This is a genomic window from Streptomyces sp. NPDC087906 (genome assembly GCF_055584925.1).
The window spans coordinates 162,262-186,633 of the sequence record NZ_JBVJLC010000007.1; the positions used below are offsets into that span (position 1 = coordinate 162,262).

Sequence of the window (24,372 nt, forward strand, 5' to 3'; positions counted from 1 at the left end):
CAGAGCGCGCCGGAACCCCCGGCGGCTCTACGGCCGCAGCGACCGCCCGAAGCCGGCGGCCAGCGGCATCCGCAGCCCCAGCGGCGGCGGCGCGGCGAACGCGTCGGCGACCGGCCGGGAGTACGCCCGCGGCAGCAGCGAGCCCATGACGAAGTCCGTGGCCAGCGCGAGGACTTCGGCGTGGTGCTGGCGCAGCGCGTGGCCGTCCGAGTGCACCTCGAACCGGCAGGTGTCGCGGTTCGCCTTCTTGGCGCGTTCGGCCAGCCGGAAGGAGAGTTCGGGGTCGGTGCGCGTGTCGTTCGTGCCGTGCACGATCAGCACCCGCCGCCCGACCAACTGCCGCACCGGCTCCGCCGTCTCGGCCGCATCGTCCGCCGGCAGCCAAGGCGCCATCGCCAGCACGGAGTTGACCGCCGGATGCCCGGCGGCGCGCAGCGCGGTCCGGCCGCCCATCCCGTACCCGGCCAGGCAGACCGGCACATCGCCGTAGCGGCGGCCGACTTCGTCCACCGCCCACTCGGCGTCCGCCGACGGATGCGCGTCGGGGCCGTTCCAGCCGCGGCTGCGGTAGCGCACCACGTGCACCAGCAGCCCCTCGGGCGCGCCCGCTCTGCCGAGCGACTTGGCGAGCGGCAGCGCGGCGGCCCGCGACACGCGCGTCGGTCTGCGTAGGGAGAAGGCCTCGCCGGCGGGGAGCACGAGCACCACGCCCCCGACCGAGGCGCCGCCCGGCGCCGCCACGACCGCGCGCCCCAACTGCGCCTGTGGTTCTGTGTGCTGCATATGCCCCGATCCGCCGCCCGCGGGAACTGACTGCTGTCCCATAACAGAACAGTCTCAGAAGGTCAGGTGTACGCCACCCCTCGGCACGGTCACTGTTACGTATCGACCCTCCTGGTTCTACGCGCGTAGGAGCTACCATGTGCACATGACGAGCCAGACCTCCCGACCGCCCACAGCCGACCAGATCCGCCGTGCGCCCAAGGTCCTTCTCCACGACCATCTGGACGGCGGACTGCGCCCCGGCACGATCATCGAACTCGCCCGCGAGGTCGGCTACGAGGCGCTGCCGGAGCACGAGTCGGACAAGCTGGGCATCTGGTTCCGCGAGGCGGCCGACTCCGGTTCGCTGGAGCGCTATCTGGAGACGTTCGCGCACACCTGCGCCGTCATGCAGACGCGTGACGCGCTGTTCCGGGTGGCCTCGGAGTGCGCGCAGGACCTCGCCGAGGACGGCGTCGTGTACGCGGAGGTGCGCTACGCGCCCGAGCAGCACCTGGAGCGCGGGCTGAGCCTCGAAGAGGTCGTCGAGGCCGTCAACGCGGGCTTCAGGGAAGGCGAGCGGCTGGCCAGGGAGAGCGGCCACCGGATCAGGATCGGCGCCCTGCTCACCGCGATGCGGCACGCGGCGCGCGCCCTGGAGATCGCCGAACTGGCCAACCGCTACCGGGATCTGGGCGTCGTCGGCTTCGACATCGCGGGCGCCGAGGCCGGCTTCCCGCCCACCCGCCACCTCGACGCGTTCGAGTATCTGAAGCGGGAGAACAACCACTTCACGATCCACGCGGGCGAGGCGTTCGGACTCCCGTCGATCTGGCAGGCGCTCCAGTGGTGCGGCGCCGACCGGCTCGGGCACGGGGTGCGGATCATCGACGACATCACCGTCGCCGACGACGGCTCGGTCACCCTGGGCAGGCTCGCCGCTTACGTACGCGACAAGCGCATCCCGCTGGAGCTGTGCCCCAGCTCCAACCTCCAGACCGGCGCCGCCGCCTCGTACGGCGAGCACCCCATCGGGCTGCTGCGTAAACTGCATTTCCGGGCGACCGTGAATACGGACAACCGGCTGATGAGCGGTACGAGCATGAGCCGCGAATTCGAGCTGCTGGTCGACACGTTCGACTACGCACTCGACGACATGCAGTGGTTCACGGTCAATGCGATGAAATCAGCATTCATTCCTTTCGATGAACGACTCGCCATGATCAACGATGTGATCAAGCCCGGATATGCCGAGTTGAAGTCCGAATGGCTGTTCAAGCAGACCGCTGTGACCAGCGAATCTCTCGCCTGAATACGTCCATCATATATATCCGGAAGTGGCGGGAAACACGAAATTCCCGCCGCTTCCAGGTGTTTGCGGGACGGGCGCGGCGCTGACTAACTTGCAGAGCCGCTCAGATTCCCCATTCCCCAAGGACGAAATCTCAGATGAAGCAGTCCGCCGTCAAGACCATCGGTGCCGTCGCCCTCGGTGCCGCCTTCGCAGCCACCGCAGCGGGCAGCGCGTCCGCAGCGCCGCTGCCCGACCCGGCCGGCGCGCTCGACACCGTCACCCAGACCCTGCCCGTCGACGAGGTCGCCTCGCAGCTCCCCGCGGGCGCGTCGGACGGGGTGACCGCGAGCCGCAGCGCGCTGGGCACCGTCCGGCAGACGTCCCCGCAGGTGCTCGACGCCGTCAAGACCGCCAACCCGGTGGGCGGACTGCTCGGCGGGCTGCCGGTCAACGGGCTCGCGCAGGGCGGGCTGCCCGTCAACGGAATCCCGCTCGGCGGCTGACCCGAGCCCGGCGCAGCACCAGCCAGGCACAGCACCGGCACAGCAGTGGGGCGCGTACCCGGACACCGGGTGCGCGCCCCACTCGTCGTGACGACTACCAGGCGGCGGACGCCGTCTTCTCGCCCGGCAGCAGGATCCACAGCGCCAGGTAGAGCAAGAACTGCGGCCCCGGCAGCAGGCAGGACACCACGAAGATCACGCGCATGGTGTTCGCCGAGGTGCCGAAGCGCCGCGCCAGCGCCGCGCACACTCCGCCGATCATGCGCCCTTCGCGGGGGCGGACAAGTGATGCGGCCATGGTGGGCTCCTTCGTGAGACCGTCCGGGGAGCACCTTCCGTGTGCTCTCCCATTGCTTCCATGGTCGCTCCGGAAGCGGAACGGTGCCTCGCTCTACGGTGCGATGCGGACCCTGGGAATCGTCGGGGTCGCGCCCGCAGGGGTCTCCTCCTGCGGGATGCCTTCCGCCGCCCGTACGTCGTCCCGGGTGCCCAGCCGCTCGCGGCGCAGCCTCGCCCGGCCCGCCGGTACGAACGCGAGATGCGCCAGCGCCACGCCGAGCGTGCCCAGCAGCACCGAGTCCACGTCAGCGACCCGGCCCGGCACCCCCGTCTGCAACAGCTCGATACCCAGCGAGATCAGCGCGCCGGCCGCGACCGTACGGGCCAGCGAGGCCCAGGGGGAGACCTGGAGCCGGCCGCCCGCCATCGGCAGCAGCACCCCGAGCGGGGCCAGCAGGACGACACCGCCGATGATCCGTCTCGCCGCCTCGAAGGGGCCGAGCGCCACATCGGCCCTGATACCGGCGAAGGGGCGCAGATTCGCCGCGCTCACCCACGTCACGTCCAGGGGACGGAGCGTCAGCCACCCCACGAGCAGCAGATGCATGAGGAGGAGAGCGAATCCCGCCCTACGCAAGCGGGTGACGGCATTGCCGTCCGGACCATGGCGCACGAATTTCAAGACGCGGCGGCCGTCAGTATCGGTTCCGCCGGGTCGTGGCGAACAGGCTCATGAGACCGGAGTCACTCATTCGGCGGATGCGGACGGCAGTGGCCCGAACGTCGGCACGGGCGCGTCGGGCCGGGTCTTCAGCTCTTTGTCGCACCGGTAGCCGTGCGCCGGGTAGTCGCCAGGACCGCCCAGCACCACCTGCCCGGCCTGGGCCTGCGACTCGTCCGTCGCGCCGTTCTCCACGAACGTGCAGACGATCTGCGCCAGCGCCGACGACGCCAGATCCTCCGGCTGGCGGCTGATCCGCAGCGTGCCCGGCGGATCGCCCTTGCGGTCCGAGCCGAGGATCAGCGGCGGCTGGACGTACGTCGTGAAGCCCGCGGCGTGCTCGCTCGACGACGGCTGCGCCTGCAACTCGTCCAGCAGCGCCTGCGCGATCTTCTCCCGGTCGCCGGCCGTCCGCTGGAGCGGGATCTGCGCCGAGCGCTCCACCGACACCAGCCCTGAGGCGCACACCAGATAGACCCGGACCGGCACCCCGGGGCTCGACCGGGTGATGACGTCCTTCTTGTCCACCTCGCACGGCATCCGCGAGGGCGCGGCCCCCGCGTCGACCGGTACGGACGTGGTCCTGATCCCGCAGCCGGCGAGGACGGTGACACCGGCCAGCGCCAGCGCCGCACCGCTCAAGCGCACCTTCGTCCGCCCCTTCACCGCGCCTCGCCCCGTCCGGTCGCCCCGCCGCTCGCCCCGCCGCCGTCGGCGTCCCGGTCGGCGTCCCGGTCGGCCGCCTCCGACCCGTCGCGCGGCAGCCGCAGCACGAACATCGCGCCGCCGTCCGGCACGTTGCGCGCCGTGATGTCGCCGCCGTGGATGTGCGCGTTCTCCATCGCGATCGACAGCCCCAGGCCACTGCCCTCGGAGCGCGGCCGGGAAGCGCTCGCCTTGTAGAAGCGGTCGAAGACATGCGGCAGGACGTCCTCGGGGATACCCGGGCCGTGGTCCCGCACCTCGATCACCAGCTCGTCGTCCTCGGTGCGCACCGCCACCCGCACCGGCGACCCGCCGTGCTTGAGCGCGTTGCCGATCAGATTCGCCAGGATCACGTCGAGCCTGCGCGGATCGAGCCGCGCCATCGTGCCCCGCTCGGCGTCCAGTTCCACCGCGTCAAGCCAGGCGCGCGCGTCGATGCACGCGGTGACCTGGTCGGCGACATCGACATCGTCCAGGACGAGCCGCGCCGTACCCGCGTCGAAGCGGGTCACCTCCATCAGGTTCTCCACCAGCTCGTTGAGCCTGCGGGTCTCGCTGACCACCAGCGTCACGGCCGGCGCGATCATCGGGTCGAGGTTCTCCGCCTCGTCCTCCAGGATCTCCGTCACCGCCGTGAGCGCGGTCAGCGGCGTACGCAGCTCGTGCGACATGTCGGCGACGAACCGGCGGCTCGACTCCTCGCGGGCGCTCATGTCGGCGACCCGCTTCTGCAACGACTCGGCGGCGCTGTTGAACGTCCGGGAGAGATCGGCCAGTTCGTCGGTGCCGGAGACCCGCAGCCGGGTGCCGAGCCGGCCCTCGCCGAGCCGGCGCGCCGCCTCGCCGAGCCGCTGCACCGGCCTGAGCACGGTCGTGGCCGCCGCCTGCGCCAGCAGCGCCGAGCCGATCAGCGCGAGACCCGTCGCGATCCCCAGCGACCAGGCGAGCGAGTTGAGATCGGCCCGCTCCTGGTCCAGGGACTTGAACAGATAACCGGTCGGCCCGCCGCCGGTGATCCGGGTGCCGCCGACCAGATACGGCTTGCCGTCGCGCTCGGTGCGCTGCCAGAAGAGGTGGTACGGATACCGGTTGCCCGACGTGACCTTCTGCCGCTCGTTGACCGCGTGCCGCAGGGCGTCGGGTACGTCTTTCAGCGCGAAGGCGTCCGGGTCCGACGCGCCCACGATCTGCTTGCCCTCGCTGTCCTCGCCCAGCAGCAGCACGTCGTCCCCGGTGTTGTCACCGGCCATCTGCCGCGCCGTGGTGCGCAGATCGTCCTGGCGCGGCCGCAACGGCAGTACGGCGGCGCGGTTCTGCATCTCCTGCTTGAAGCTGTCGAGCGCCGAATCCTGCGTACGGGTCAGCACCGCCTCGCGGTTGAGCCAGTACGCGATGCCCGAAGCGGAGACGGCCGCCGTCAGCGCGACGGCCCCGAAGACGACGACGAGCCGCAGCCGCAGACTGGTCCAGCGCAGCCCCGCCAGGATCGCCTTCTTCGTCGGGCCCGCAGGATCCACCGGGACGGTGTCCGTCCCGCCCCCCACCGGTGCGTCGGTCACGAAGGCGCGTCCAGCCGGTAGCCCACGCCGCGCACCGTACGGATCAGCGTCGGCGACGACGGCACATCCTCGACCTTGGCGCGCAGCCGCTGCACGCACGCGTCCACCAGCCGCGAGTCACCCAGGTAGTCGTGCTCCCACACCAGCCGCAGCAACTGCTGGCGCGACAGCGCCTGTCCCGGCCGGCGGCTCAGCTCCAGCAGCAGCCGCAGCTCGGTCGGCGTGAGCTGCAGATCCTCGCCGTTCTTCGTGACCGTCATCGCCGAGCGGTCGATCACCACCCCGCCGAACGTCGCCGAATCCGTCGACTCCCGTTCGCCGCGCCGCAGTACGGCCCTGATCCGGGCGTCCAGCACCCGGCCCTGGACCGGCTTGACGACATAGTCGTCGGCGCCGGACTCAAGGCCGACCACCACATCGATGTCGTCGCTGCGCGCGGTCAGCAGAATGATCGGCAATTGATCCGTACGCCTGATGCGCCTGCACACCTCGAAACCGTCAATTCCGGGCAGCATCACATCCAGCACGATCAGATCGGGCCGCTGCTCTCTGAGCAGCTTCAGGCCGTCCTCTCCCGTCGCCGCGGTGGCCACTCGATGGCCCTGGCGTGACAGCGAGAGTTCGAGGGCCGTGCGGATGGCGTCGTCGTCCTCGATCAGCAACAGGAAAGGCACAGAGGTCATTCTGGCCCATGGGGGGACCGGAGTTCGACAGTTGGAGCGCTCCCAGCTCTTCGTCCCTTGTTCAGCCGCCTGTTTCCCGCTCGGTTCCACAAGGGCGGCGACCCCCTGTGACAGCCCTGTGACAGTCGAAGGACAGGGCCATGAAATCGCGTGGGCAAGCTTTTCGACACACGGCAAGCAGACTCCAACCGACGGGGGGCGCGAGATGAACGCACTGCACGAGACGAGTTCGAGCGCGGTGGTCACGCGTCTGCACGACGTCGTACGGAGCGCGGAGAAGTCCGGCGCCGTGAACGGGCGGGGGTGCGTTCGCGGCGCCGGGCGCCAGCACAAGCCGGCGTACATGACGGTCGTGGACGCGGCAGGGGGGACGCCGAGGGCGGCGGAGCGTTCGGACGCCCCGGCCGCCTCCGACGCCGAAGCCGCGTTCACCGCCTACGTACAGGAGCGCCGCGCCTCGCTGTACGCGACGGCGTACCACCTGACCGGCGACCGGTTCGAGGCCGAGGACCTGCTCCAGAGCGCCCTGTTCTCCACGTACCGGGCCTGGGACAGGATCAGCGACAAGGCCGCGGTCGGCGGCTACCTGCGCCGCACCATGACGAACCTGCACATCAGCGCCTGGCGGCGGCGCAAGCTCAACGAGTACCCGACGGAGGAGCTGCCGGAGACGGCGGGCGACACCGACGCGATGCGCGGCACCGAACTGCGCGCCGTGCTCTGGCAGGCGCTCGCGCGCCTCCCCGAGCTGCAGCGCACGATGCTGGTACTGCGCTACTACGAGGGCCGCACCGATCCGGAGATCGCGGACATCCTCGACATCAGTGTCGGCACGGTCAAGTCGAGCATCTGGCGGTCACTGCGCCGGCTGCGCGAGGACGAGGTCCTCAGCTTCGGCCGTGACGAGGAAGAGTCCTTCGGCGAGTTGGTGGCCTGAAGGCTGCGGGGGGCCTGCCGTTTCGGGGGAGACGGCGGGAGCGGTGGGGGAACACCGGGGGGAACGGGGGAACACCGGGGGAAAGCGGGGGGAATCACGGGGGGCAGCACCGGGGGGTGCGGCGGAGCCAGCCAGGCCGGGGGGTCTTGGCTGGCTCCGTTCGTATGTCTCCGTGTTACGAAGTCACCGTGACGGAGCGGCCCCTGGCCGCTTCCGCTATCCGGCCCAGCGCCTCGGGCCCCGCGCACGGATACGCGCCGAGCGCCGTCTGGCGCGCCACGATCGACCGCTCGGCGCGCATCAGCCGCCAGCCGCGCCGCAGCAGGAACGGTACTGACTTCCGCCCCTCGCGCAGATCGCGCAGCAGCCTGCGCCGGAACGTCGTCGAAGGACGGCCGCGCAGACACAGCGCGTCGGCGAGCAGCCCCAGTTCGCCGCACCGGGCCACGATGTCGGCGGCGAAGATGCCCTCGGCGACGAACAGCGGCGCGCCGGCCGTGTCGAGCGTCTCCGTGTCCACCCGCGAGCTGGTCGCGATGGAGTAGACGGGCACGGTCGTCCGACCCGTACGGCACAGCTCGGCCACCGCGGCGACGGCGGCGTCCGCGTCCCAGGACCGCACCGAGTCCCAGTCGATGTCCGCGCTGTCGGGGACCAGCGGAAGTGTCGGGTCGTCACCCTCCTTGTAGAAGTCGTCAAGACGCAGGATCGGCAGCCCCGTACGGGCGGCCAGGGACGACTTCCCCGAGCCCGAGGGGCCGGCGAGCAGCACAACGAGGGGCAGGGCGGTTCGGTAGCTCACGGGACACCAGTCTGCGGCATGCGCCCGCGCAGGGGATCCCCGGGGACCGATTCGGCCGATGAAGTGGTACGGGGAGTCAGCGGTCAACTACGCTTCGTGTCATTCCGCTCACCCCCGGCCAGGCAGGACATCTCATGGCACGTCACGCAGCCCGCACCTCCCAGCGCCGCACTCTGCTGCGCGCCGGACTCACCGTCACCGCCGCGGGCGCCGCGCTCGGCCTGGCAGGCACGGCGGCCCAGGCGTCGGCCGCCGACACGGACGCCCCCCTGCTCGCGGGCGCAGGCTCGGCGGCCACCCAGGGCCTGACCGGCGCGCTCACCCACTCGACGACGGGCGCCGTCTCGCCGCTGACGAGCCTGAAGCTCGACCCGCTGGCCAACACGGGCGTCGACCCGCTGGACAATGCGGTGGGCACGCAGGTGGCCGACTTCAAACCGCTGTCGACGGCCCTGGTCACCGACCCGGTCACCAACGGCGGTGCCCTCCAGGACCTCCCGGTCATCGGCCGGGCGACGCACCTGCTCCCGGGCTGAGGTCAGGGGACGCGGCCTACATGGATGACGGCGATCGTGATGGTCGCGTCCTCGATCTCGTACAGGACGCGGTACAGGCCGATATGGATGCGGCGGACGTCCCACGAGCCGAACGAGGTCGAGCCTTGGGGACGGGGTTCGTCGGCGAGCAGGAACAGGGATTCGTACACCTGTAAGAATCCGGCTGGATCCTCGGTCATGAAGCGCTCGGCGGCTTTCGTGGCGACCTGACGCCACTCGATCCGGTACCTCACGAGTCGTGCTCGATCCCGAGCATGCGCTTCACTTCTTCGTGGGGCACGGTAACGAGCGTGCCGTTCGCCTTTTCCGCCTGGTACTCGGCGAGCGCGCGCGCGTCCTCAAGGTCCTCCAGATCGTGCGAGTTGATCAGCACGGCCGCCACATGCCCGTGATCCGTGATCGCGATCCGCTCGTGGGAGTGCGCCACACGGCGAACCAGCGTGCCGAACTTCGCGCGGGCGTCGGTCATGGTGAATTCGCTTATCCCGGCGGGCTCAGGGCCGTCCAGTATGGGTGCTTCGCTCATACGGGAAGTGTAATCTTGCGTACGCTACTCCACGACAAAAACGGCCCGCGTTCCCCCAAATGAGGGAACGCGGGCCGTCGTTGTTGCCCGGTGGCTACGCGCTCAGTACGACGAGCCGGAGGCGCCCAGGGCGCCCGTCGGGTGCCAGACCGTCTTCGTCTCCAGGAACGCCGTCATACGGTGGGTGCCCGGGTCGGTCAGCCAGTCCTCGTCGGCCGGGCGCAGCACGCGCTTGAGGTTGTCCGCCGCCGCGATCTCCAGCTCCTTCGCGAGCGCCTCGTCCGCGCCCGCCAGGTCGATCGCGTTGACGTCCTGATGCGCCGCCAGGGGCGCGGCCAGCTCCGCCGTCCTGCCGGACAGGACGTTGACCACGCCGCCCGGGACGTCGGACGTCGCCAGCACCTCGCCCAGCGACAGCGCCGGCAGCGGCGCCCGCTCGCTCGCGATCACGACCGCCGTGTTGCCCGTCGCGATCACCGGCGCCAGCACCGAGACCAGGCCCAGGAACGACGAGTCCTGCGGGGCCAGCACCGCGACCACGCCGGTCGGTTCGGGCGTGGACAGGTTGAAGAACGGACCAGCGACCGGGTTCGCCCCGCCCACGATCTGGCCGATCTTGTCCGTCCAGCCCGCGTACCAGACCCAGCGGTCGATCGTCGCGTCCACCGCCGCAGCGGCCTTCGGCTTCGACAGGCCCTCCGCCTCGGCGACCTCCCGTACGAACTGGTCCCTGCGGCCCTCCAGCATCTCCGCGACCCGGTACAGCACCTGACCGCGGTTGTACGCGGTCGCGCCCGACCAGCCGCCGAACGCCTTGCGCGCCGCCACGACCGCGTCACGCGCGTCCTTGCGGGACGACTGCGGCGCGTTCGCCAGCCACCTGTCCTTGGAGTCCGTCACCTCGTACACCCGGCCGCTCTCGCTGCGCGGGAACTTGCCCCCGACGTACAGCTTGTAGGTCTTGAAGACGGTCAGTCGTGACTCAGACATCTAGGTACGCCTCCAGGCCGTGCCGACCGCCCTCGCGGCCATGGCCCGACTCCTTGTAACCGCCGAAGGGCGACGCCGGATCGAACTTGTTGAACGTGTTGGCCCACACGACGCCCGCCCGCAGCTTGTTCGCGACCGCGAGGATCCGCGAACCCTTCTCCGTCCAGACGCCGGCGGACAGCCCGTACTGGCTGTTGTTGGCCTTCGCCACCGCCTCGTCCGGCGTACGGAACGACAGCACCGACAGCACAGGACCGAAGATCTCGTCCCGCGCGATCGTGTGCGCCTGCGTGACGTTCGTGAACAGGGTCGGCGCGAACCAGTAACCCGACGACGGCAGTTCGCACTCCGGCGACCAGCGCTCCGCGCCCTCCGCCTCGCCCTGCTCCGTCAGCGTCCTGATCCTGCCGAGCTGCTCGGCGGAGTTGATCGCGCCGAGGTCCGTGTTCTTGTCCAGCGGGTCGCCGACGCGCAGCGTGGACAGCCGCCGCTTCAGCGAGTCCAGCAACTCCTCCTGGACCGACTCCTGTACGAGCAGCCGCGACCCGGCGCAGCAGACCTGGCCCTGGTTGAAGAAGATGCCTGTGACGATGCCCTCGACCGCCTGGTCGATCGGCGCGTCGTCGAAGACGATGTTCGCGCCCTTGCCGCCCAGTTCGAGCGTGGCCTTCTTGCGCGTGCCCGCGATCTGCCGGGCGATGGCCTTGCCGACGGCGGTCGACCCGGTGAAGGCGACCTTGTCGACGTCCGGATGCTCGACCAGCGCCGCGCCGGCGCTGCCGTCACCCGTCACGATGTTCACGACGCCCTTCGGCAGGCCCGCCTGCCGGCAGACGTCGGCGAAGAACAGCGCGCTGAGCGGAGTCGTCTCGGCGGGCTTCAGCACCACGGTGTTGCCGGTGGCCAGCGCGGGTGCGATCTTCCACGCGAGCATCAGCAGCGGGAAGTTCCACGGGATGATCTGCCCCGCCACACCCAGCGGGCGCGGGTCGGGTCCGTACCCGGCGTGGTCCAGCTTGTCGGCCCAGCCCGCGTGGTAGAAGAAGTGCGCGGCGACCTGGGGCAGGTCGAAGTCGCGGGTCTCCTTGATCGGCTTGCCGTTGTCCAGCGTCTCCAGGACCGCCAGTTCGCGCGAGCGCTCCTGGATGATCCGGGCGATCCGGAACAGGTACTTCGCACGCTCGGCGCCCGGCAGCACCGACCACTTCTCGAACGCCTTGCGGGCGGCCCGTACCGCCCGGTCCACGTCGGCAGCCCCGGCCAGCGCGACCTCCGAGAGGACTTCCTCCGTGGCCGGGCTGACCGTCTTGAAGACCTTGCCGTCCGCCGCCTCAGTGAACTCGCCGTCGATGAACAGGCCGTAGCTCGGCGCGATGTCGACGACGGAGCGGGACTCGGGTGCGGGTGCGTACTCGAATGCCATGTCAGTCCACCGTCACGTAGTCAGGGCCGGAGTACCGGCCGGTCGCCAGCTTCTGACGCTGCATCAGCAGATCGTTGAGCAGGCTGGAGGCGCCGAAGCGGAACCAGTGGTTGTCCAGCCAGTCGGCGCCCGCGGTCTCGTTGACCAGCACCAGGAACTTGATCGCGTCCTTGCTGGTACGGATGCCGCCGGCCGGCTTCACCCCGATCTGCACCCCGGTCTGCGCCCGGAAGTCGCGCACGGCCTCCAGCATCAGCAGCGTGTTCGCGGGGGTGGCGTTGACGCCGACCTTGCCGGTCGAGGTCTTGATGAAGTCCGCCCCGGCGATCATGCCGAGCCAGGAGGCGCGGCGGATGTTGTCGTACGTCGACAGCTCGCCGGTCTCGAAGATCACCTTGAGCCTGGCCGCGCCCGCGGCCTCCTTGACGGCCCTGATCTCCTCGTACACCTTCAGGAAGTGCCCGGCGAGGAACGCGCCGCGGTCGATGACCATGTCGATCTCGTCCGCGCCCGCGGCGACGGCGTCGCGGGTGTCCGCGAGCTTCACGTCGAGCGAGGCGCGCCCTGCGGGGAACGCGGTGGCGACGGAGGCGACCTTGACGCCGGACCCCTTGAGCGCGGCTGCGGCTGTCGCCGCCATGTCCGGATAGACACAGAGCGCGGCGGTTCTGGGGGCGGTGCGGTCGGTGGGGTCGGGGTTCATCGCCTTGCCGGCGAGCGAGCGGACTTTACCGGCGGTGTCGGAGCCTTCGAGCGTCGTCAGGTCGATCATCGAGATGGCGAGGTCGATGGCGTAGGCCTTGGCCGTGGTCTTGACGGAACGCGTACCGAGCGAAGCGGCACGCGCCTCAAGGCCGACGGGGTCGACGCCGGGGAGCCCGTGCAGGAAGCGACGGAGCGAGCTGTCGGACGTGGTCACGTCGGTGAACGGGGGTGCGGGTGGCGGCATGGTCACCACCCGAGCATATCTACGCGCGTAGCGGAATGTACAGGGGGGTGTTCGTCTTCCCGGCGCGGTTGCGTTGGCGGGTCTTGGTTGCTGTTGTCGTTGCCCGTGCCGGGGGCCGGGGTCTCCGGAGGGGGGTGTCCGGACTGCTCGATCGCTAGCGCTCCTACGCTTTACGTCCGGACACCCCCCTCCTGCGACCCCGGCCCCCTCCCGTTGGCGGTCCCGTGCGCCCGTCCACGTGGGCGCGGGTGGCTGGGCTCGTGCGGGCCGGGGGTACGCCCCTGGCGTGGGCGCCCGGCCCCTTGCGGCCGGTGGCCGGGAGCACCCGATCCGGGCGGTGGGGCTGAAGGGGGTCGTGCAGGGGTGGTGTCCGGAGCGTAAAGCGTGATTTGCGGCGCATGTCCGGGTGCACCGCGTGTGGGACGAGTACGCGCCGTAAATCGTGCAGCGCAGGACACGACCCCGGAACGGCCCCCGGCGACAACCGTAACCAAGACCGGTCACCCCGACCGCGCCGGACAAGCGGGCCAGCCAAGACCCGCACCCCCCGCCGGACGGCGATGCGGCAGAATCGGGGTATGACGACCCCCGACCCCGCCTCCCCGCCGACCTACGCCGATCGCGTCTTCCGGTCCGGTGCCGGGCTCGCCGGGGGTGTGCTGTTGCTTGTGCTCGCGTTCTGGCTCGGGGGTGACGCGCTCGTCCGGGGGAGCGGGCGCGCCCCGTGGATCGCGCTCGCCGGGCTGATCTTCGCCGTGCCGCTGATCTTCGCGTACACGCTGCGGCCCGCCGTCTTCGCCGGCGCCGATCTGCTGCGGATCCGCAACCCGTTCCGCACCATCACCGTCCCGTGGGCCGCCGTCACCGGGGTGGAGGCGCGGTACACGACCGACGTGCAGGTCGAGGGCGGGCGGTTCCCCATGTGGGCCGTGCCCGTCTCGCTGCGGCAGCGCAAGCGCGCTTCGCGGCGCCTGGCACGGGCCCCGCAGGACGTACCGCAGGACCCGTACAACAGGACCTCGGCGCGGCCCCGGGTCGACCACGCGGCGCAGGCGCAGCTCGCGCTCGCCGACCAGGCCGTGGTCGATCTGCGCGTGCTCGCCGAGCGGGGCGCCGAGCGGCCCGGTGCGCAGGGCGCTCCGGTGGTGCGCTGGGCGTACGAGCTGATCGCTCCGAGCGCCGCCGGGCTCGTCGTCATGATCGTGCTGTTCCTCACGGGCTGAGCCACGGGCCGGGGCCCGACCGGAGCCTTCGGGTCAGAGACCCGCCGCAGCGGCCAGGTCCCGCTTCAGCCCGGCAAGCACGTCCGCGGCGGCCGCCCTGACCGTGTCGAGTTCGCTCGCCGCCGCCACCGGGACCACCACCTCCAGATAGCACTTGATCTTCGGCTCCGTCCCGCTGGGGCGGACGATGACCCGGGCCCGGTACGCGCCCTCCAGGCGGTAGCGCAGCCCGTCCGTCGGCGGCAGTTCCGCCGAGCCCTCGGCCAGGTCCTCGGCCGAGACGACCCGCAGCCCCGCCAGCTCGGCCGGGGGCTGCTCGCGCAGCCGGCGCATCGCGTCGGCGATCAGCGACAGGTCCTTGACCCGGACGGCCAACTGGCCGGTGGCGTGCAGGCCGTGGGTGACCGCGAGGTCGTCGAGGAGATCGGTCAGCGTACGGTCGGTCGCCTTCAGCTCCGAGGCGAGTTCGGCGACGAGTAGCGCCGCCGTGATGCCGTCCTTGTCGCGTACGCCGTCGGGGTCGACGCAGTAGCCGAGCGCCTCCTCGTACCCGTACCGCAGCCCCTCGACGCGGGCGATCCACTTGAAGCCGGTCAGCGTCTCCTCGTACCCGAGCCCGGCGGCCGAGGCGATCCGGCCGAGGAGCGAGGACGAGACGATCGACTCGGCGAAGGTGCCGGTCACGCCCTTGTGGACGAGGTGCGCCGCGAGCAGCGCGCCCACCTCGTCGCCGCTGAGGCTGCGCCAGCCGGCCTCGGCCGTGTCGTCGGGTACGGCGACGGCGCACCGGTCGGCGTCCGGGTCGTTGGCGATGACCAGGTCGGGACGCGCCGCGCGGGCCGTGGCGAAGGCCAGGTCCATGGCGCCCGGCTCCTCCGGGTTGGGGAAGGCGACCGTCGGGAAGGCCGGGTCCGGCTCGGCCTGCTCGGCCACCAGCACCGGCTCGGGGAAACCGGCCCGTGCGAAGGCCGCGAGGAACGTCTCCGTGCCGACGCCGTGCATCGCCGTGTGGACGACGCGCGCGGTGCGGGGCGTGCCGGGCGTCAGCACCGAGCCCGCGCGCTCCAGATAGGCCGTCAGGACGTCCTCGCCGAGGATCTCCCAGCCGTCCTCGGGCCGCGCGACCGTGTCCAGCGCGCCGATCGCCGCGATGGCCGCCGCGATCTCGCCGTCGGCGGGCGGCACGATCTGCGAGCCGCCGCCGAGGTAGACCTTGTAGCCGTTGTCCCGGGGCGGGTTGTGGCTCGCCGTCACCTCGACGCCCGCGACGGCGCCCAAGTGCTGTACGGCGAAGGCGAGTACGGGGGTGGGCAGCGCGCGGGGGAACACGGCGGCGCGCAGCCCCGCGCCGGTCATCACGGCCGCGGTGTCCCGCGCGAAGTCGGCCGACTTGTACCGCGCGTCGTAACCGACGACGACCAGTCCGCCGCCGTCGCCGCGGGCCTTGAGGTACGCGGCGAGTCCCGCCGCCGCCCTGATGACGACGGCGCGGTTCATCCGCATCGGCCCGGCGCCCAGCTCGCCGCGCAGCCCTGCCGTACCGAACTGCAGGGTCCCGGCGAACCGTTCGGCGAGGGCGTCGAGATCCCCCGCTTCGATGAGCCGGCCCAGTTCCTCGCGGGTGTCGCTGTCCGGGTCCTCGGCCTGCCAGGCCCTGGCTCGCGCGACGATGTCCTGCTGCACGACGGTGAAGCCTCCTCGCGCCCGTTCGGGCGCCGCTCGCGAATGGCCCGGTGTTCGTCCCTGCCCGGACCCGATGTCATTCCCCGCCGGGGCCGCTTCAGACCCTCCGGAGCCGGTCTTCGGACCGGTTCGGGGTTCTTCAGACCCGTTCGAGCACCTTGGCCAGCAGGGCGCCCATCTGCTTGGCCGAGTCGCGTCCCGCCTGCAGGACCTCCTCGTGGTTGAGCGGCTGCCCCGAAAGCCCCGCCGCCAGATTCGTCACCAGCGAGATGCCCAGCACCTCGGCGCCCGCCTCACGGGCGGCGATCGCCTCCAGCACCGTCGACATGCCCACCAGGTCGCCGCCCATCACCCGGACCATGTTGATCTCGGCGGGCGTCTCGTAGTGCGGGCCGGGGAACTGGACGTACACGCCCTCTTCGAGCGCGGGGTCGATCTCCTTGCACAGCGCGCGCAGCCGCGGCGAGTACAGGTCCGTGAGATCGACGAAGTTCGCGCCGACGATGGGGGAGACCGCGGTCAGATTGATGTGGTCGCTGATCAGCACCGGCTGGCCGGGGCGCATGCCCTCGCGCAGTCCGCCGCAGCCGTTGGTCAGCACGACGGACTTGCAGCCGGCGGCGACCGCGGTCCGCACCCCGTGCGCCACGGCGGCGACGCCCCGGCCCTCGTAGTAGTGCGTGCGGCCGAGGAAGACCAGCGCGCGCTTGTCGGCGATCCGGTACGAGCGGATCGTGCCGCCGTGCCCCTCCACGGCGGGCGCCGGGAACCCCGGCAGCTCCGTCACGGGGAACTCGGCCTCGGGGGTGCCCAGCGCGTCGACGGCCGGTGCCCAGCCGGAACCCATCACCAACGCGATGTCATGGGTCTGCGCGCCGGACAGCTCGCGCAGCCGCGCGGCGGCTCCGTCGGCGGCGGAATAAGGGTCGGCGGGGCCCTCGGCGAAGGCCGGAATAACAGATGCGTTCACGCGGATGAGGGTAGCCGGTCATGCCCTACGCGCGTAGATGATGGCCACACGTACTTCGGATCGTTGTGTTGTCGTTTCCTACAAACGCCCGCGAAACTACTGACGGACACGCCTCAGCAAGGGCGTTTGCGCAGCTCCATCACGTAGTCGTGCGGGGCGCCCGCCGAGTCCGCCGCGTCGGCCAGCTCGCCCAGATACCGGGCCGAAGGCAGCCCGCCCTCGTACCCGTTGAGCACGTACAGCCAGGCCGGCTCCTCGCCGTCCAGCGTGTCGACCCGCACCCGCATCCGGCGGTAGATGTCGAGGCCGACACCCTCCCAGCGGTCCATCGAGTCCTCGTCCATGGGCGCGATGTCGTACAGCGCGACGAAGACCTGCGAGCGCGGCGCCTCCACGATCGTGGCCAGCGCACCCTCCCAGCCCATCTGCTCGCCGCCGAAGGTGAGCCGCCAGCCGTTGAGCCAGCCGGTACCGCGCAGCGGGGAGTGCGGGGCGCGGCGGGACATCAGCCGCGCGTCGAGGTTGCCGGCGTACGCGGCGTAGAGCGACATGGGGACGAGGGTACGGGAGGTGCGGCCGGGGTGCCCGGACCCCCGGATGGTGGGACCCGGGGCGAAGCCACTTGAAGCGTGCGGGACAATGGAGTACGAACTGCATCCCGAAAGACAACCCGAGGCGGACGTTTTCGTGACCCGGATCGTGATCATCGGTGGCGGACCCGGCGGCTACGAGGCGGCGCTGGTCGGCTGCCAGCTCGGCGCCGAGGTGACCGTGGTCGACATGGACGGACTCGGCGGCGCCTCGGTGCTCACCGACTGCGTACCGTCGAAGACCCTGATCGCGACGGCCGAGGTGATGACGTCCTTCGACTCCTCGTACGAGGAGCTGGGCATCATCGTGGCCGACGACACACCGCCGCTGGAGCAGGCGGCCCGGGTCGTCGGCGTCGACCTCGGGAAGGTCAACCGGCGGGTGAAGCGCCTCGCGCTCGCCCAGTCCCACGACATCACCGCGTCCGTGACGCGGGCCGGCGCCCGGGTGCTGCGCGGTCGGGGGCGGCTCGACGGGCGGCAGGCGGTGGACGGCTCCCGGCAGGTGATCGTGACGTCCCCGGAGGGTACGGAGGAGTCGCTGACCGCCGACGCGGTGCTGATCGCGACCGGCGCGCACCCCCGGGAGATCGTGGACGCGCAGCCCGACGGCGAGCGCATCCTCAACTGGACCCAGGTGTACGACCTGGAGGAGCTGCCCGAAGAGCTGATCGTGGTCGGGTCGGGTGTCACGGGCGCCGAGTTCGCCGGCGCCTACCAGGCGCTCGGCTCGCGCGTCACGCTCGTCTCCTCGCGCGACCGGGTGCTGCCGGGCGAGGACCCGGACGCCGCGGCGGTCCTGGAGGACGTCTTCCGGCGGCGCGGCATGAACGTGATGTCGCGCTCCCGCGCCCAGTCGGCCAAGCGCGTCGGCGACCGCGTGGAGGTCACGCTCTCCGACGGCCGGGTCATCTCGGGCTCGCACTGCCTGATGGCGGTCGGCGCGATCCCCAACACCGCCGACATGGGCCTGGACGGCGCGGGGGTCAAGGTCAAGGAGTCGGGGCACATCAAGACCGACCGGGTCTCGCGCACCTCGGCGCCGGGTGTGTACGCGGCGGGCGATGTCACCGGCATCTTCGCGCTGGCGTCCGTCGCCGCCATGCAGGGCCGGATCGCGATGTACCACTTCCTCGGTGACGCGGTCGCCCCGCTCAACCTCAAGACGGTCTCGTCGAACGTCTTCACCGACCCGGAGATCGCCACCGTCGGCTACAGCCAGTCGGACGTCGACAGCGGCCGGATCGACGCCAGGGTGGTGAAGCTGCCGCTGCTGCGCAACCCGCGCGCCAAGATGCAGGGCATCAGGGACGGCTTCGTGAAGATCTTCGCCCGGCCGGGTACGGAGATCGTCGTCGGCGGGGTCGTCGTCGCCCCCCGTGCGAGTGAGCTGATCCATCCCATCTCGATCGCCGTCGACAACAATCTGACCGTCGAACAGATCGCGAACGCCTTCACCGTGTACCCGTCGCTTTCGGGTTCGATCGCCGAAGTGGCACGGCAGTTGCACACCCGGAAGACGGCAGAAGAAGTCTGAGTTCACGGCCCGGAACGCGTATACCACCGCCCGGTCCGATCTGTGCGCAACTTCTGTAAATCGGCGCAAACTGCTGAAAGCAGACGGTCGTTGGGGTTACTGTCAGTTTCGTGTTCGCTGCAGAACGTCGCCAATTGATCCTCGAAATGGTGCGCGCCAACGGGGCCGTGTCGCTCCGTGAGCTCGCCCGCGTCGTCCAGACCTCCGAAGTGACCGTACGGCGGGACGTGCGCGCGCTGGAGGCCGAAGGACTCCTCGACCGCAGACACGGCGGTGCGGTACTGCCGGGTGGATTCACGCGAGAATCCGGCTTTCCGCAAAAGTCCCATCTCGCGACGGCCGAGAAGACGGCCATCGCCGACCTCGCCGCGAGCCTCGTCGAAGAGGGCGAAGCCGTGGTGGTCGGCGCCGGTACGACCACGCAGGAGCTGGCCCGCAGGCTCGCGCGTATCCCAGGACTCACCGTCGTCACCAACTCCCTGCTGGTCGCCCAGGCCCTGGCGCACGCCAACCGCGTCGAGGTCGTCATGACGGGCGGCACGCTGCGCGGCTCGAACTACGCGCTGGTGGGCAGCGGGGCCGAGCAGTCCCTCCAGGGGCTGCGGGTCAGCCGCGCGTTCCTCTCGGGCAGCGGTCTGACGGCCGAGCGCGGCCTCTCCACCTCCAACATGCTCTCGGCCAGCGTCGACCGGGCGCTGGTGCAGTCGGCTGCGGAGGTGGTGGTCCTGGCCGACCACACCAAGCTCGGTACGGACACGATGTTCCAGACCGTGCCGACCGACCTGATCAGCAGGCTCGTCACCGACGAGCCGCCGGCGGGCGACGACCGCGCGGCCACCGAACTCCAGGCGCTGGCCGACCAGGGCGTCCAGATCACCGTGCCGGGTCCTGGCGCGGCCGGCGGCGCCCCCGGCCCGGGAGGGGCCCCGACCGACGGCGCACCACCGGGCGCTGCCGCCCGGCGCGGGCGCGACATGCCCCTGCCGGCCCAGCGCCGCACGCAGGGCGGCGGCCAGGGCGTACCGCAGTTGCGCAGCGCGGTACTGGCCACGGAACAGGGCGCCCGGGTGGCGGACCTCCGCCGCCGCTGACGTACCTCGTCCGGCTTTCACTGTCCGACGGCTTCGCCGTCCGGCGCGGGTTGCGGGTCGGGTCGCGGTCGCCGTTGCCGTGGTCGTGGTCGCCGTGCGACCGGTGGTCGCTTACCGGGGTGGTTGCGGTGGTTGCCGGGGGCCGTTCCGGGGTCGTGTCCTGCGCTGCATGATTTACGGCGCGTACTCGCCTGACGCGGAGCCACCGCCGAGATGCGCCACAAATCACGCTCTACGCTCCGGACACCACCCCTGCACAACCCCCTTCAGCCCCCGGCGCCACGGGTCTGGCCGCACGGCTTCGACTACGCCGCCGCCCCCTTGCGGGTCGCGATCTCCCGTGCGCGCTGTTCCAGGGCGCGGACCGTGCGGGATGTGCGATGGGTGCGGATGCGGGTGCGCATCGTGTCGAAGTGCTCGTCCCCGCGCGAGGACGACACCTGCTCGTAGTCGTCCAGGAAGAGCCCCCACGTCGCGCACGCGGCGTCCAAGTGGCCCAGTTCGAGCTGGCGTTGGGCCAGGAGACCGTTGGCGTGTACGCGGCCCTGCCGTTCCTGCGGGGGCTGGACGCGGATGCAGTCCTGCATGGTCTTCACGGAGCCGGGGAGGTCGCCGAGGTGGTAGAGGACCGTGCTGGTGTGGAAGAGGAACGCGGAGGTGTCGTACCCGCCGACCGCGTCCTTGCGGGAGTCGGCCTTGGACAAGGCCGACTCGGTTTCCTCCAGCCGCGAGAACGCCTGGGCCCGGTCGCCGGTCATGGCGGCCGAAGCCGCCTGCTGCCCGGCGAGGAAGGCGTGGAGCCGGGGTCCTGCCTGGGGTGACGCTTCGGCAGCGGCGTCGGCCAGTTGCAGCGCCTTGGCGCCGTAACCGAGGTTTCCGGCCTGCAGGCTCATGCCCCGCAGGGTCCGGCAGTACGTGAGGTGGTCCTCGGCGGCCCCGGCCAGCTTCAGGGCCTTGACGTAGTAACGCTGGCCAAGCCCGTGCTCCCGCTCGTACATCGCCATCCAGCCCGTCAGATACACCAGATCAGAAGCGGCGGACAGCATCGCGGAGCGATGGGCGGTACTGGCATCCGCCCGTAGGTACGGGGAGACGGTGTTCACAAGGAAGGCCGCCGCCATCGGGCGGGCGTGGCCGCCCCCGAAGGTGTCGAGGATGTCCGCGATCCGCTCCGTCATGGACCGTACGATCTCGACTTCCCCGTCCCCGATCCGTGAGGTCGGCCGTGCTGTGGACGCCCTGTCCACGCCCTCGTGGGCCGGGAACCCGGGGACGGCGAGCGCCGCGGAGTAGAGGGCCGTGCTGAGTACGCCTCTGCGGGAAGGATCCATGTCCGCCTTTCCGAGTTCGAGGAGATCGTCAGCAGTCTCCCCTTCTCCGGAGGGCATCACAGGATCGATACTCGCCAATCCCGCTTCCCGCAGGGTGACCGGACGCTTCAGCCGCCGCGCGAACACCTCCACGATGACCGGCCGCACCTTGGCCCTCGGCATCGTTCCGCTCAGCCAGTGGCTCACCGCGCTCTGATCGTAGTGAAGAGCCATGCCGGCCTCCTGGCCGGCGCGATTGACCGCCAGAGCGCACTGGGTCCTGGACCAGTCCGCCTCGTCCAACAACGCGGCGAGGCCGAGATTACGCGCGGTGGGATGGGTCATCCGTACCAACTCCCCCGGAGACGCGGGCCGCTTCATGACTTTCATGGTTGCCCCTTCGCTTCACGGTACCGCTCAGCGTGTTCACACGGTTGCGTAGTGCGTACAACGAGCACCACACGAAGCCCACCCGTGCGCACCGTGCTCGTCCCGAACGAGTGAGGAGGTGTGACCGTGGTTCCCGTGTACAGGCCGCTCATCAGCAGCCTGGATCTCGCTCCCGAGTTGCAGTCGGTCCGAGTGGCCCGCCGCTACGCGACGGCCGCGTTCCAAGGCTGGCGGGTCCCCGCCGACACCATCGACAACGCCGTCACGATCATCTCCGAGCTGGCGGCTAACGCCCTTCGGCACGCCGGACCGACACCGGAAGTGGAGCAAGCCACAGGTTGCCCTGCGACCAGTTCGTGCACCCTCGTACTGCAACTGTGGCCCTGCTACGTCCTCATCCTTGTCTGCGACCAGGACCGCCGACCGCCGGTCCTCCGGCGGCCCGCGCCGGACGCGGAAAGCGGCCGTGGCCTGCAACTGGTGGAAGAACTCAGCGAAGCCTGGGGATACGCGCTCCCCGAACCCGCCGCAGGCAAGGTGGTGTGGGCACAGGTCCTGCTTCCTGATGCCCCGGGGCCCGCGAACTCCACTCGGCAAGGTCGATCCAAGCACCCCCAGAAAGCCGCACCATGACACTCACACCCCCAGCCACCCGCCCGGTCTGCGGAGCGACGATCGCCCTCCCTGCCTCGCTCGTCGTGCGAGCCGTCGCCCTGGCCACCGCACACGGTGGAGCGGCAGCAGAGGACGTGGAGAGGTATCTCCGTTGTCTCCTCCAGGCTCACGAGTCCAACGAGCACTACGCGTTCGTCGTGGAGCTTCCCGGCGCCGAGACGGGAGCCGTCTGGGCCCGTTGGAAACCCGAGGAAACTTCCCGCCCTGTACTGAAGGTGCTCCCCGATTGCCCGGCCACGGACCAGAAAACGCACGAGCCGTGCGGCGAGTTCGTCGGCCATCACGGCGGTCACACGTACCAACTCGCCGATCTGCGGCCCGCCCACGCGAAGGCCCCGGGCGCGATGCCCGGGGCCTTCGGTGGAAGGGGCTGAAGTCCCTAGTCCTTGATCTCGCAGATCTTCGCGCCCGACGTCAGCGACGCGCCTACCGTCGCCGCCAGGTCCACGACCGTGCCGGAGCGGTGGGCGTTCAGGGGCTGTTCCATCTTCATGGCTTCCAGGACGACGATCAGATCGCCCTCCTTGACCTCCTGGCCCTCCTCGACCGCGACCTTGACGATCGTGCCCTGCATCGGTGAGGCGAGGGTGTCGCCCGAGGCCGCGACGCTGGACTTCTTCGCCGCGCGGCGCTTCGGGCGGGCGCCGGCTGCCAGGCCGGTGCGGGCCAGGGTCATGCCGAGCTGGGACGGCAGCGAGACTTCGAGGCGCTTGCCGCCGACCTCCACGACGATGGTCTCGCGGCCCGCCTCGTCCTCGTCGTCGTCCGCGCCGGGCGGGGCGAACGGCGGGATGGTGTTGTCGAACTCCGTCTCGATCCACCGGGTGTGGATCGTGAACGGGTCACTGGTGAAGGCCGGGTCGACGACGACGGCGCGGTGGAAGGGGATGGCGGTCGCCATGCCCTCGACGTTGAACTCGGCCAGGGCGCGCGCCGCGCGCTGGAGGGCCTGTTCGCGGGTCGCGCCGGTGACGATCAGCTTGGCGAGCAGGGAGTCCCAGGCGGGGCCGATGACGCTGCCGGACTCGACGCCCGCGTCGAGCCGTACGCCGGGGCCGCTCGGCGGCGCGAACACCGTCACCGTGCCGGGGGCGGGCAGGAAGCCGCGGCCCGGGTCCTCGCCGTTGATGCGGAACTCGAAGGAGTGGCCGCGCATCTGCGGGTCGTCGTAGCCCAGCTTCTCGCCGTCGGCGATCCGGAACATCTCCCGGACCAGGTCGATGCCGGTGACCTCTTCGGTGACCGGGTGCTCCACCTGGAGGCGGGTGTTGACCTCGAGGAACGAGATGGTGCCGTCCGCGCCGACCAGGAACTCGACCGTGCCGGCGCCGACGTAGCCGGCTTCCTTCAGGATCGCCTTGGACGCCGCGTACAGCTCCGCCGTCTGCGCGGCGGAGAGGAACGGCGCGGGCGCCTCCTCGACCAGCTTCTGGTGGCGGCGCTGGAGCGAGCAGTCGCGGGTGGAGACCACGACGACATTGCCGTGCGAGTCGGCGAGGCACTGGGTCTCGACGTGCCGGGGCTTGTCGAGGTAGCGCTCCACGAAGCACTCGCCACGGCCGAAGGCCGCGACGGCCTCGCGTACGGCCGAGTCGTACAGCTCCGGGATCTCCTCAAGCGTGCGGGCGACCTTGAGGCCGCGGCCGCCGCCGCCGAACGCCGCCTTGATGGCGATCGGCAGGCCGTTCTGCTCGGCGAAGGTGACGACCTCGTCCGAGCCGCTGACCGGGTCGGGCGTACCGGCGACCAGGGGAGCGCCGGCGCGCTGCGCGATGTGCCGGGCGGCGACCTTGTCGCCGAGGTCGCGGATCGCCTGCGGCGGCGGACCGATCCAGGTCAGCCCCGCGTCGAGGACGGCCTGGGCGAACTCGGCGTTCTCCGACAGGAATCCGTAGCCGGGGTGGATGGCGTCGGCGCCCGAGTCCTTCGCCGCCTGGAGCACCTTGGCGATGTCCAGATAGCTGGCGGCCGGGGTGTCACCGCCCAGGGCGAAAGCCTCGTCGGCCGCGCGGACATGCAGGGCGTCCCGGTCCGGGTCGGCGTAGACGGCTACGCTCACGATCCCGGCATCCCGGCAGGCACGGGCGACGCGGACAGCGATTTCGCCACGGTTGGCGATGAGCACCTTGCGCACGATGGCTCCCTCCGAAATAAAACAAGCTGAGTTTAGGGACTGCCGACACGGTCCTCCGACGCGCCCCAAATGGTGAACT

The 24,372-nt window shown here is 70.8% G+C and carries 26 protein-coding genes; 9 read left to right on the plus strand and 17 right to left on the minus strand.

Going from position 1 to position 24,372, the window contains the following annotated elements; genetic code table 11:
• Nucleotides 1-27 precede the first annotated feature (27 nt).
• Nucleotides 28-708, minus strand: a complete 681-nt coding sequence (locus tag ACZ63I_RS21945) for an alpha/beta hydrolase (RefSeq protein ID WP_469340877.1) — start codon at nt 706-708, stop codon at nt 28-30.
• A 220-nt stretch (nt 709-928) separates the two neighbouring features.
• On the opposite strand from ACZ63I_RS21945, the gene ACZ63I_RS21950 reads away from it, so the two are divergent.
• Both ACZ63I_RS21950 and ACZ63I_RS21955 read left to right on the plus strand, forming a co-directional pair.
• Nucleotides 929-2,074 carry an adenosine deaminase gene (locus ACZ63I_RS21950; protein ID WP_469340664.1) on the plus strand — a complete coding sequence of 382 codons (1,146 nt, stop codon included), beginning with the start codon at nt 929-931 and terminating at the stop codon, nt 2,072-2,074.
• Nucleotides 2,075-2,211: 137 nt separating this feature from the next.
• A complete protein-coding gene (locus ACZ63I_RS21955; protein ID WP_328583315.1) occupies nt 2,212-2,559 on the plus strand; it encodes an ATP-binding protein in 348 nt (115 codons plus the stop codon).
• Between the two features lie 94 nt (nt 2,560-2,653).
• Here ACZ63I_RS21955 and ACZ63I_RS21960 read toward each other — a convergent pair whose 3' ends face one another.
• From ACZ63I_RS21960 to afsQ1, 5 genes are all read right to left on the minus strand, one after another.
• On the minus strand, nt 2,654-2,857 hold the full coding sequence (locus ACZ63I_RS21960) for a PspC domain-containing protein (RefSeq protein WP_469340665.1): 204 nt from the start codon (nt 2,855-2,857) through the stop codon (nt 2,654-2,656).
• Between the two features lie 93 nt (nt 2,858-2,950).
• The gene (locus ACZ63I_RS21965) at nt 2,951-3,511 is read right to left on the minus strand and encodes a VanZ family protein (RefSeq protein WP_469340666.1); all 561 of its coding nucleotides are present in this window, start codon (nt 3,509-3,511) and stop codon (nt 2,951-2,953) included.
• A gap of 75 nt (nt 3,512-3,586) precedes the next feature.
• Nucleotides 3,587-4,207: a hypothetical protein gene (locus ACZ63I_RS21970; protein WP_469340667.1), complete on the minus strand. Its 621-nt coding sequence runs from the start codon at nt 4,205-4,207 to the stop codon at nt 3,587-3,589.
• Between the two features lie 14 nt (nt 4,208-4,221).
• Nucleotides 4,222-5,781 carry an ATP-binding protein gene (locus ACZ63I_RS21975; protein WP_469340878.1) on the minus strand — a complete coding sequence of 520 codons (1,560 nt, stop codon included), beginning with the start codon at nt 5,779-5,781 and terminating at the stop codon, nt 4,222-4,224.
• Between the two features lie 38 nt (nt 5,782-5,819).
• Entirely contained in the window at nt 5,820-6,497 is a 678-nt protein-coding gene (gene afsQ1, locus ACZ63I_RS21980; protein ID WP_198533391.1) for a two-component system response regulator AfsQ1, read from the minus strand.
• 214 nt (nt 6,498-6,711) lie between these two features.
• Between afsQ1 and ACZ63I_RS21985 the strand changes: the two genes are divergently transcribed.
• Nucleotides 6,712-7,443 carry a SigE family RNA polymerase sigma factor gene (locus ACZ63I_RS21985; protein ID WP_469340668.1) on the plus strand — a complete coding sequence of 244 codons (732 nt, stop codon included), beginning with the start codon at nt 6,712-6,714 and terminating at the stop codon, nt 7,441-7,443.
• Nucleotides 7,444-7,618: 175 nt separating this feature from the next.
• Here the strand turns inward: ACZ63I_RS21985 and ACZ63I_RS21990 are convergent, their stop codons facing one another.
• Complete coding sequence (locus ACZ63I_RS21990; protein ID WP_469340669.1) at nt 7,619-8,245, minus strand: hypothetical protein; 627 nt, start codon at nt 8,243-8,245, stop codon at nt 7,619-7,621.
• A 134-nt stretch (nt 8,246-8,379) separates the two neighbouring features.
• Here ACZ63I_RS21990 and ACZ63I_RS21995 point away from each other — a divergent pair, with 134 nt between their 5' ends.
• Nucleotides 8,380-8,781, plus strand: a complete 402-nt coding sequence (locus ACZ63I_RS21995) for a hypothetical protein (protein ID WP_469340670.1) — start codon at nt 8,380-8,382, stop codon at nt 8,779-8,781.
• A 2-nt stretch (nt 8,782-8,783) separates the two neighbouring features.
• Here ACZ63I_RS21995 and ACZ63I_RS22000 read toward each other — a convergent pair whose 3' ends face one another.
• The 5 genes from ACZ63I_RS22000 to deoC form a co-directional block, all read right to left on the minus strand.
• Entirely contained in the window at nt 8,784-8,981 is a 198-nt protein-coding gene (locus ACZ63I_RS22000; RefSeq protein ID WP_469340671.1) for a type II toxin-antitoxin system RelE family toxin, read from the minus strand.
• A gap of 50 nt (nt 8,982-9,031) precedes the next feature.
• Nucleotides 9,032-9,328 carry a type II toxin-antitoxin system Phd/YefM family antitoxin gene (locus ACZ63I_RS22005; protein WP_469340672.1) on the minus strand — a complete coding sequence of 99 codons (297 nt, stop codon included), beginning with the start codon at nt 9,326-9,328 and terminating at the stop codon, nt 9,032-9,034.
• 102 nt (nt 9,329-9,430) lie between these two features.
• A complete protein-coding gene (locus tag ACZ63I_RS22010; RefSeq protein WP_469340673.1) occupies nt 9,431-10,318 on the minus strand; it encodes an aldehyde dehydrogenase family protein in 888 nt (295 codons plus the stop codon).
• The gene (locus ACZ63I_RS22015; RefSeq protein WP_469340674.1) at nt 10,311-11,741 is read right to left on the minus strand and encodes an aldehyde dehydrogenase family protein; all 1,431 of its coding nucleotides are present in this window, start codon (nt 11,739-11,741) and stop codon (nt 10,311-10,313) included. The genes ACZ63I_RS22010 and ACZ63I_RS22015 overlap by 8 nt, the downstream gene beginning before the upstream one ends.
• A gap of 1 nt (nt 11,742) precedes the next feature.
• Nucleotides 11,743-12,690 carry a deoxyribose-phosphate aldolase gene (gene deoC, locus ACZ63I_RS22020; RefSeq protein WP_469340879.1) on the minus strand — a complete coding sequence of 316 codons (948 nt, stop codon included), beginning with the start codon at nt 12,688-12,690 and terminating at the stop codon, nt 11,743-11,745.
• A 578-nt stretch (nt 12,691-13,268) separates the two neighbouring features.
• Between deoC and ACZ63I_RS22025 the strand changes: the two genes are divergently transcribed.
• The gene (locus ACZ63I_RS22025; RefSeq protein ID WP_469340675.1) at nt 13,269-13,913 is read left to right on the plus strand and encodes a PH domain-containing protein; all 645 of its coding nucleotides are present in this window, start codon (nt 13,269-13,271) and stop codon (nt 13,911-13,913) included.
• A 33-nt stretch (nt 13,914-13,946) separates the two neighbouring features.
• Here ACZ63I_RS22025 and ACZ63I_RS22030 read toward each other — a convergent pair whose 3' ends face one another.
• The 3 genes from ACZ63I_RS22030 to ACZ63I_RS22040 form a co-directional block, all read right to left on the minus strand.
• A complete protein-coding gene (locus ACZ63I_RS22030; RefSeq protein ID WP_469340676.1) occupies nt 13,947-15,596 on the minus strand; it encodes a phospho-sugar mutase in 1,650 nt (549 codons plus the stop codon).
• 139 nt (nt 15,597-15,735) lie between these two features.
• Nucleotides 15,736-16,566, minus strand: a complete 831-nt coding sequence (locus ACZ63I_RS22035; protein WP_469340677.1) for a purine-nucleoside phosphorylase — start codon at nt 16,564-16,566, stop codon at nt 15,736-15,738.
• A gap of 113 nt (nt 16,567-16,679) precedes the next feature.
• Nucleotides 16,680-17,117, minus strand: coding sequence for a gamma-glutamylcyclotransferase family protein (locus tag ACZ63I_RS22040; RefSeq protein WP_041985226.1), 438 nt, complete (start codon nt 17,115-17,117; stop codon nt 16,680-16,682).
• 136 nt (nt 17,118-17,253) lie between these two features.
• Here ACZ63I_RS22040 and ACZ63I_RS22045 point away from each other — a divergent pair, with 136 nt between their 5' ends.
• Nucleotides 17,254-18,693 (plus strand): NAD(P)H-quinone dehydrogenase, encoded by a 1,440-nt coding sequence (locus ACZ63I_RS22045; RefSeq protein WP_469340678.1) that lies wholly within the window; start codon nt 17,254-17,256, stop codon nt 18,691-18,693.
• 110 nt (nt 18,694-18,803) lie between these two features.
• Nucleotides 18,804-19,784 (plus strand): DeoR/GlpR family DNA-binding transcription regulator, encoded by a 981-nt coding sequence (locus ACZ63I_RS22050; protein ID WP_469340679.1) that lies wholly within the window; start codon nt 18,804-18,806, stop codon nt 19,782-19,784.
• Nucleotides 19,785-20,089: 305 nt separating this feature from the next.
• Here ACZ63I_RS22050 and ACZ63I_RS22055 read toward each other — a convergent pair whose 3' ends face one another.
• The gene (locus ACZ63I_RS22055) at nt 20,090-21,439 is read right to left on the minus strand and encodes a hypothetical protein (protein ID WP_469340680.1); all 1,350 of its coding nucleotides are present in this window, start codon (nt 21,437-21,439) and stop codon (nt 20,090-20,092) included.
• 165 nt (nt 21,440-21,604) lie between these two features.
• Here ACZ63I_RS22055 and ACZ63I_RS22060 point away from each other — a divergent pair, with 165 nt between their 5' ends.
• Both ACZ63I_RS22060 and ACZ63I_RS22065 read left to right on the plus strand, forming a co-directional pair.
• Nucleotides 21,605-22,117, plus strand: coding sequence for an ATP-binding protein (locus tag ACZ63I_RS22060; protein WP_469340681.1), 513 nt, complete (start codon nt 21,605-21,607; stop codon nt 22,115-22,117).
• Nucleotides 22,114-22,533: a hypothetical protein gene (locus ACZ63I_RS22065; RefSeq protein ID WP_469340682.1), complete on the plus strand. Its 420-nt coding sequence runs from the start codon at nt 22,114-22,116 to the stop codon at nt 22,531-22,533. Before ACZ63I_RS22060 ends, ACZ63I_RS22065 begins: the two co-directional genes overlap by 4 nt.
• Before the next feature lie 5 nt (nt 22,534-22,538).
• Here the strand turns inward: ACZ63I_RS22065 and ACZ63I_RS22070 are convergent, their stop codons facing one another.
• Nucleotides 22,539-24,293 carry an acetyl/propionyl/methylcrotonyl-CoA carboxylase subunit alpha gene (locus tag ACZ63I_RS22070; protein WP_469340683.1) on the minus strand — a complete coding sequence of 585 codons (1,755 nt, stop codon included), beginning with the start codon at nt 24,291-24,293 and terminating at the stop codon, nt 22,539-22,541.
• Between the last annotated feature and the right edge of the window lie 79 nt (nt 24,294-24,372).

Bases quoted from the DNA above. Each gene is read 5' to 3' on its own strand.
- ACZ63I_RS22015 (WP_469340674.1), bottom strand. From the start codon at position 11,741: ATGGCATTCGAGTACGCACCCGCACCCGAGTCCCGCTCCGTCGTCGAC.
- deoC (WP_469340879.1), bottom strand. From the start codon at position 12,690: ATGCCGCCACCCGCACCCCCGTTCACCGACGTGACCACGTCCGACAGC.
- ACZ63I_RS22025 (WP_469340675.1), top strand. From the start codon at position 13,269: ATGACGACCCCCGACCCCGCCTCCCCGCCGACCTACGCCGATCGCGTC.
- ACZ63I_RS21960 (WP_469340665.1), bottom strand. From the start codon at position 2,857: ATGGCCGCATCACTTGTCCGCCCCCGCGAAGGGCGCATGATCGGCGGA.
- ACZ63I_RS22065 (WP_469340682.1), top strand. From the start codon at position 22,114: ATGACACTCACACCCCCAGCCACCCGCCCGGTCTGCGGAGCGACGATC.
- ACZ63I_RS21995 (WP_469340670.1), top strand. From the start codon at position 8,380: ATGGCACGTCACGCAGCCCGCACCTCCCAGCGCCGCACTCTGCTGCGC.
- ACZ63I_RS22010 (WP_469340673.1), bottom strand. From the start codon at position 10,318: ATGTCTGAGTCACGACTGACCGTCTTCAAGACCTACAAGCTGTACGTC.
- ACZ63I_RS21955 (WP_328583315.1), top strand. From the start codon at position 2,212: ATGAAGCAGTCCGCCGTCAAGACCATCGGTGCCGTCGCCCTCGGTGCC.
- ACZ63I_RS22005 (WP_469340672.1), bottom strand. From the start codon at position 9,328: ATGAGCGAAGCACCCATACTGGACGGCCCTGAGCCCGCCGGGATAAGC.
- ACZ63I_RS21985 (WP_469340668.1), top strand. From the start codon at position 6,712: ATGAACGCACTGCACGAGACGAGTTCGAGCGCGGTGGTCACGCGTCTG.
- ACZ63I_RS22000 (WP_469340671.1), bottom strand. From the start codon at position 8,981: ATGACCGAGGATCCAGCCGGATTCTTACAGGTGTACGAATCCCTGTTC.
- ACZ63I_RS21950 (WP_469340664.1), top strand. From the start codon at position 929: ATGACGAGCCAGACCTCCCGACCGCCCACAGCCGACCAGATCCGCCGT.
- ACZ63I_RS22040 (WP_041985226.1), bottom strand. From the start codon at position 17,117: ATGTCGCTCTACGCCGCGTACGCCGGCAACCTCGACGCGCGGCTGATG.
- ACZ63I_RS22055 (WP_469340680.1), bottom strand. From the start codon at position 21,439: ATGACCCATCCCACCGCGCGTAATCTCGGCCTCGCCGCGTTGTTGGAC.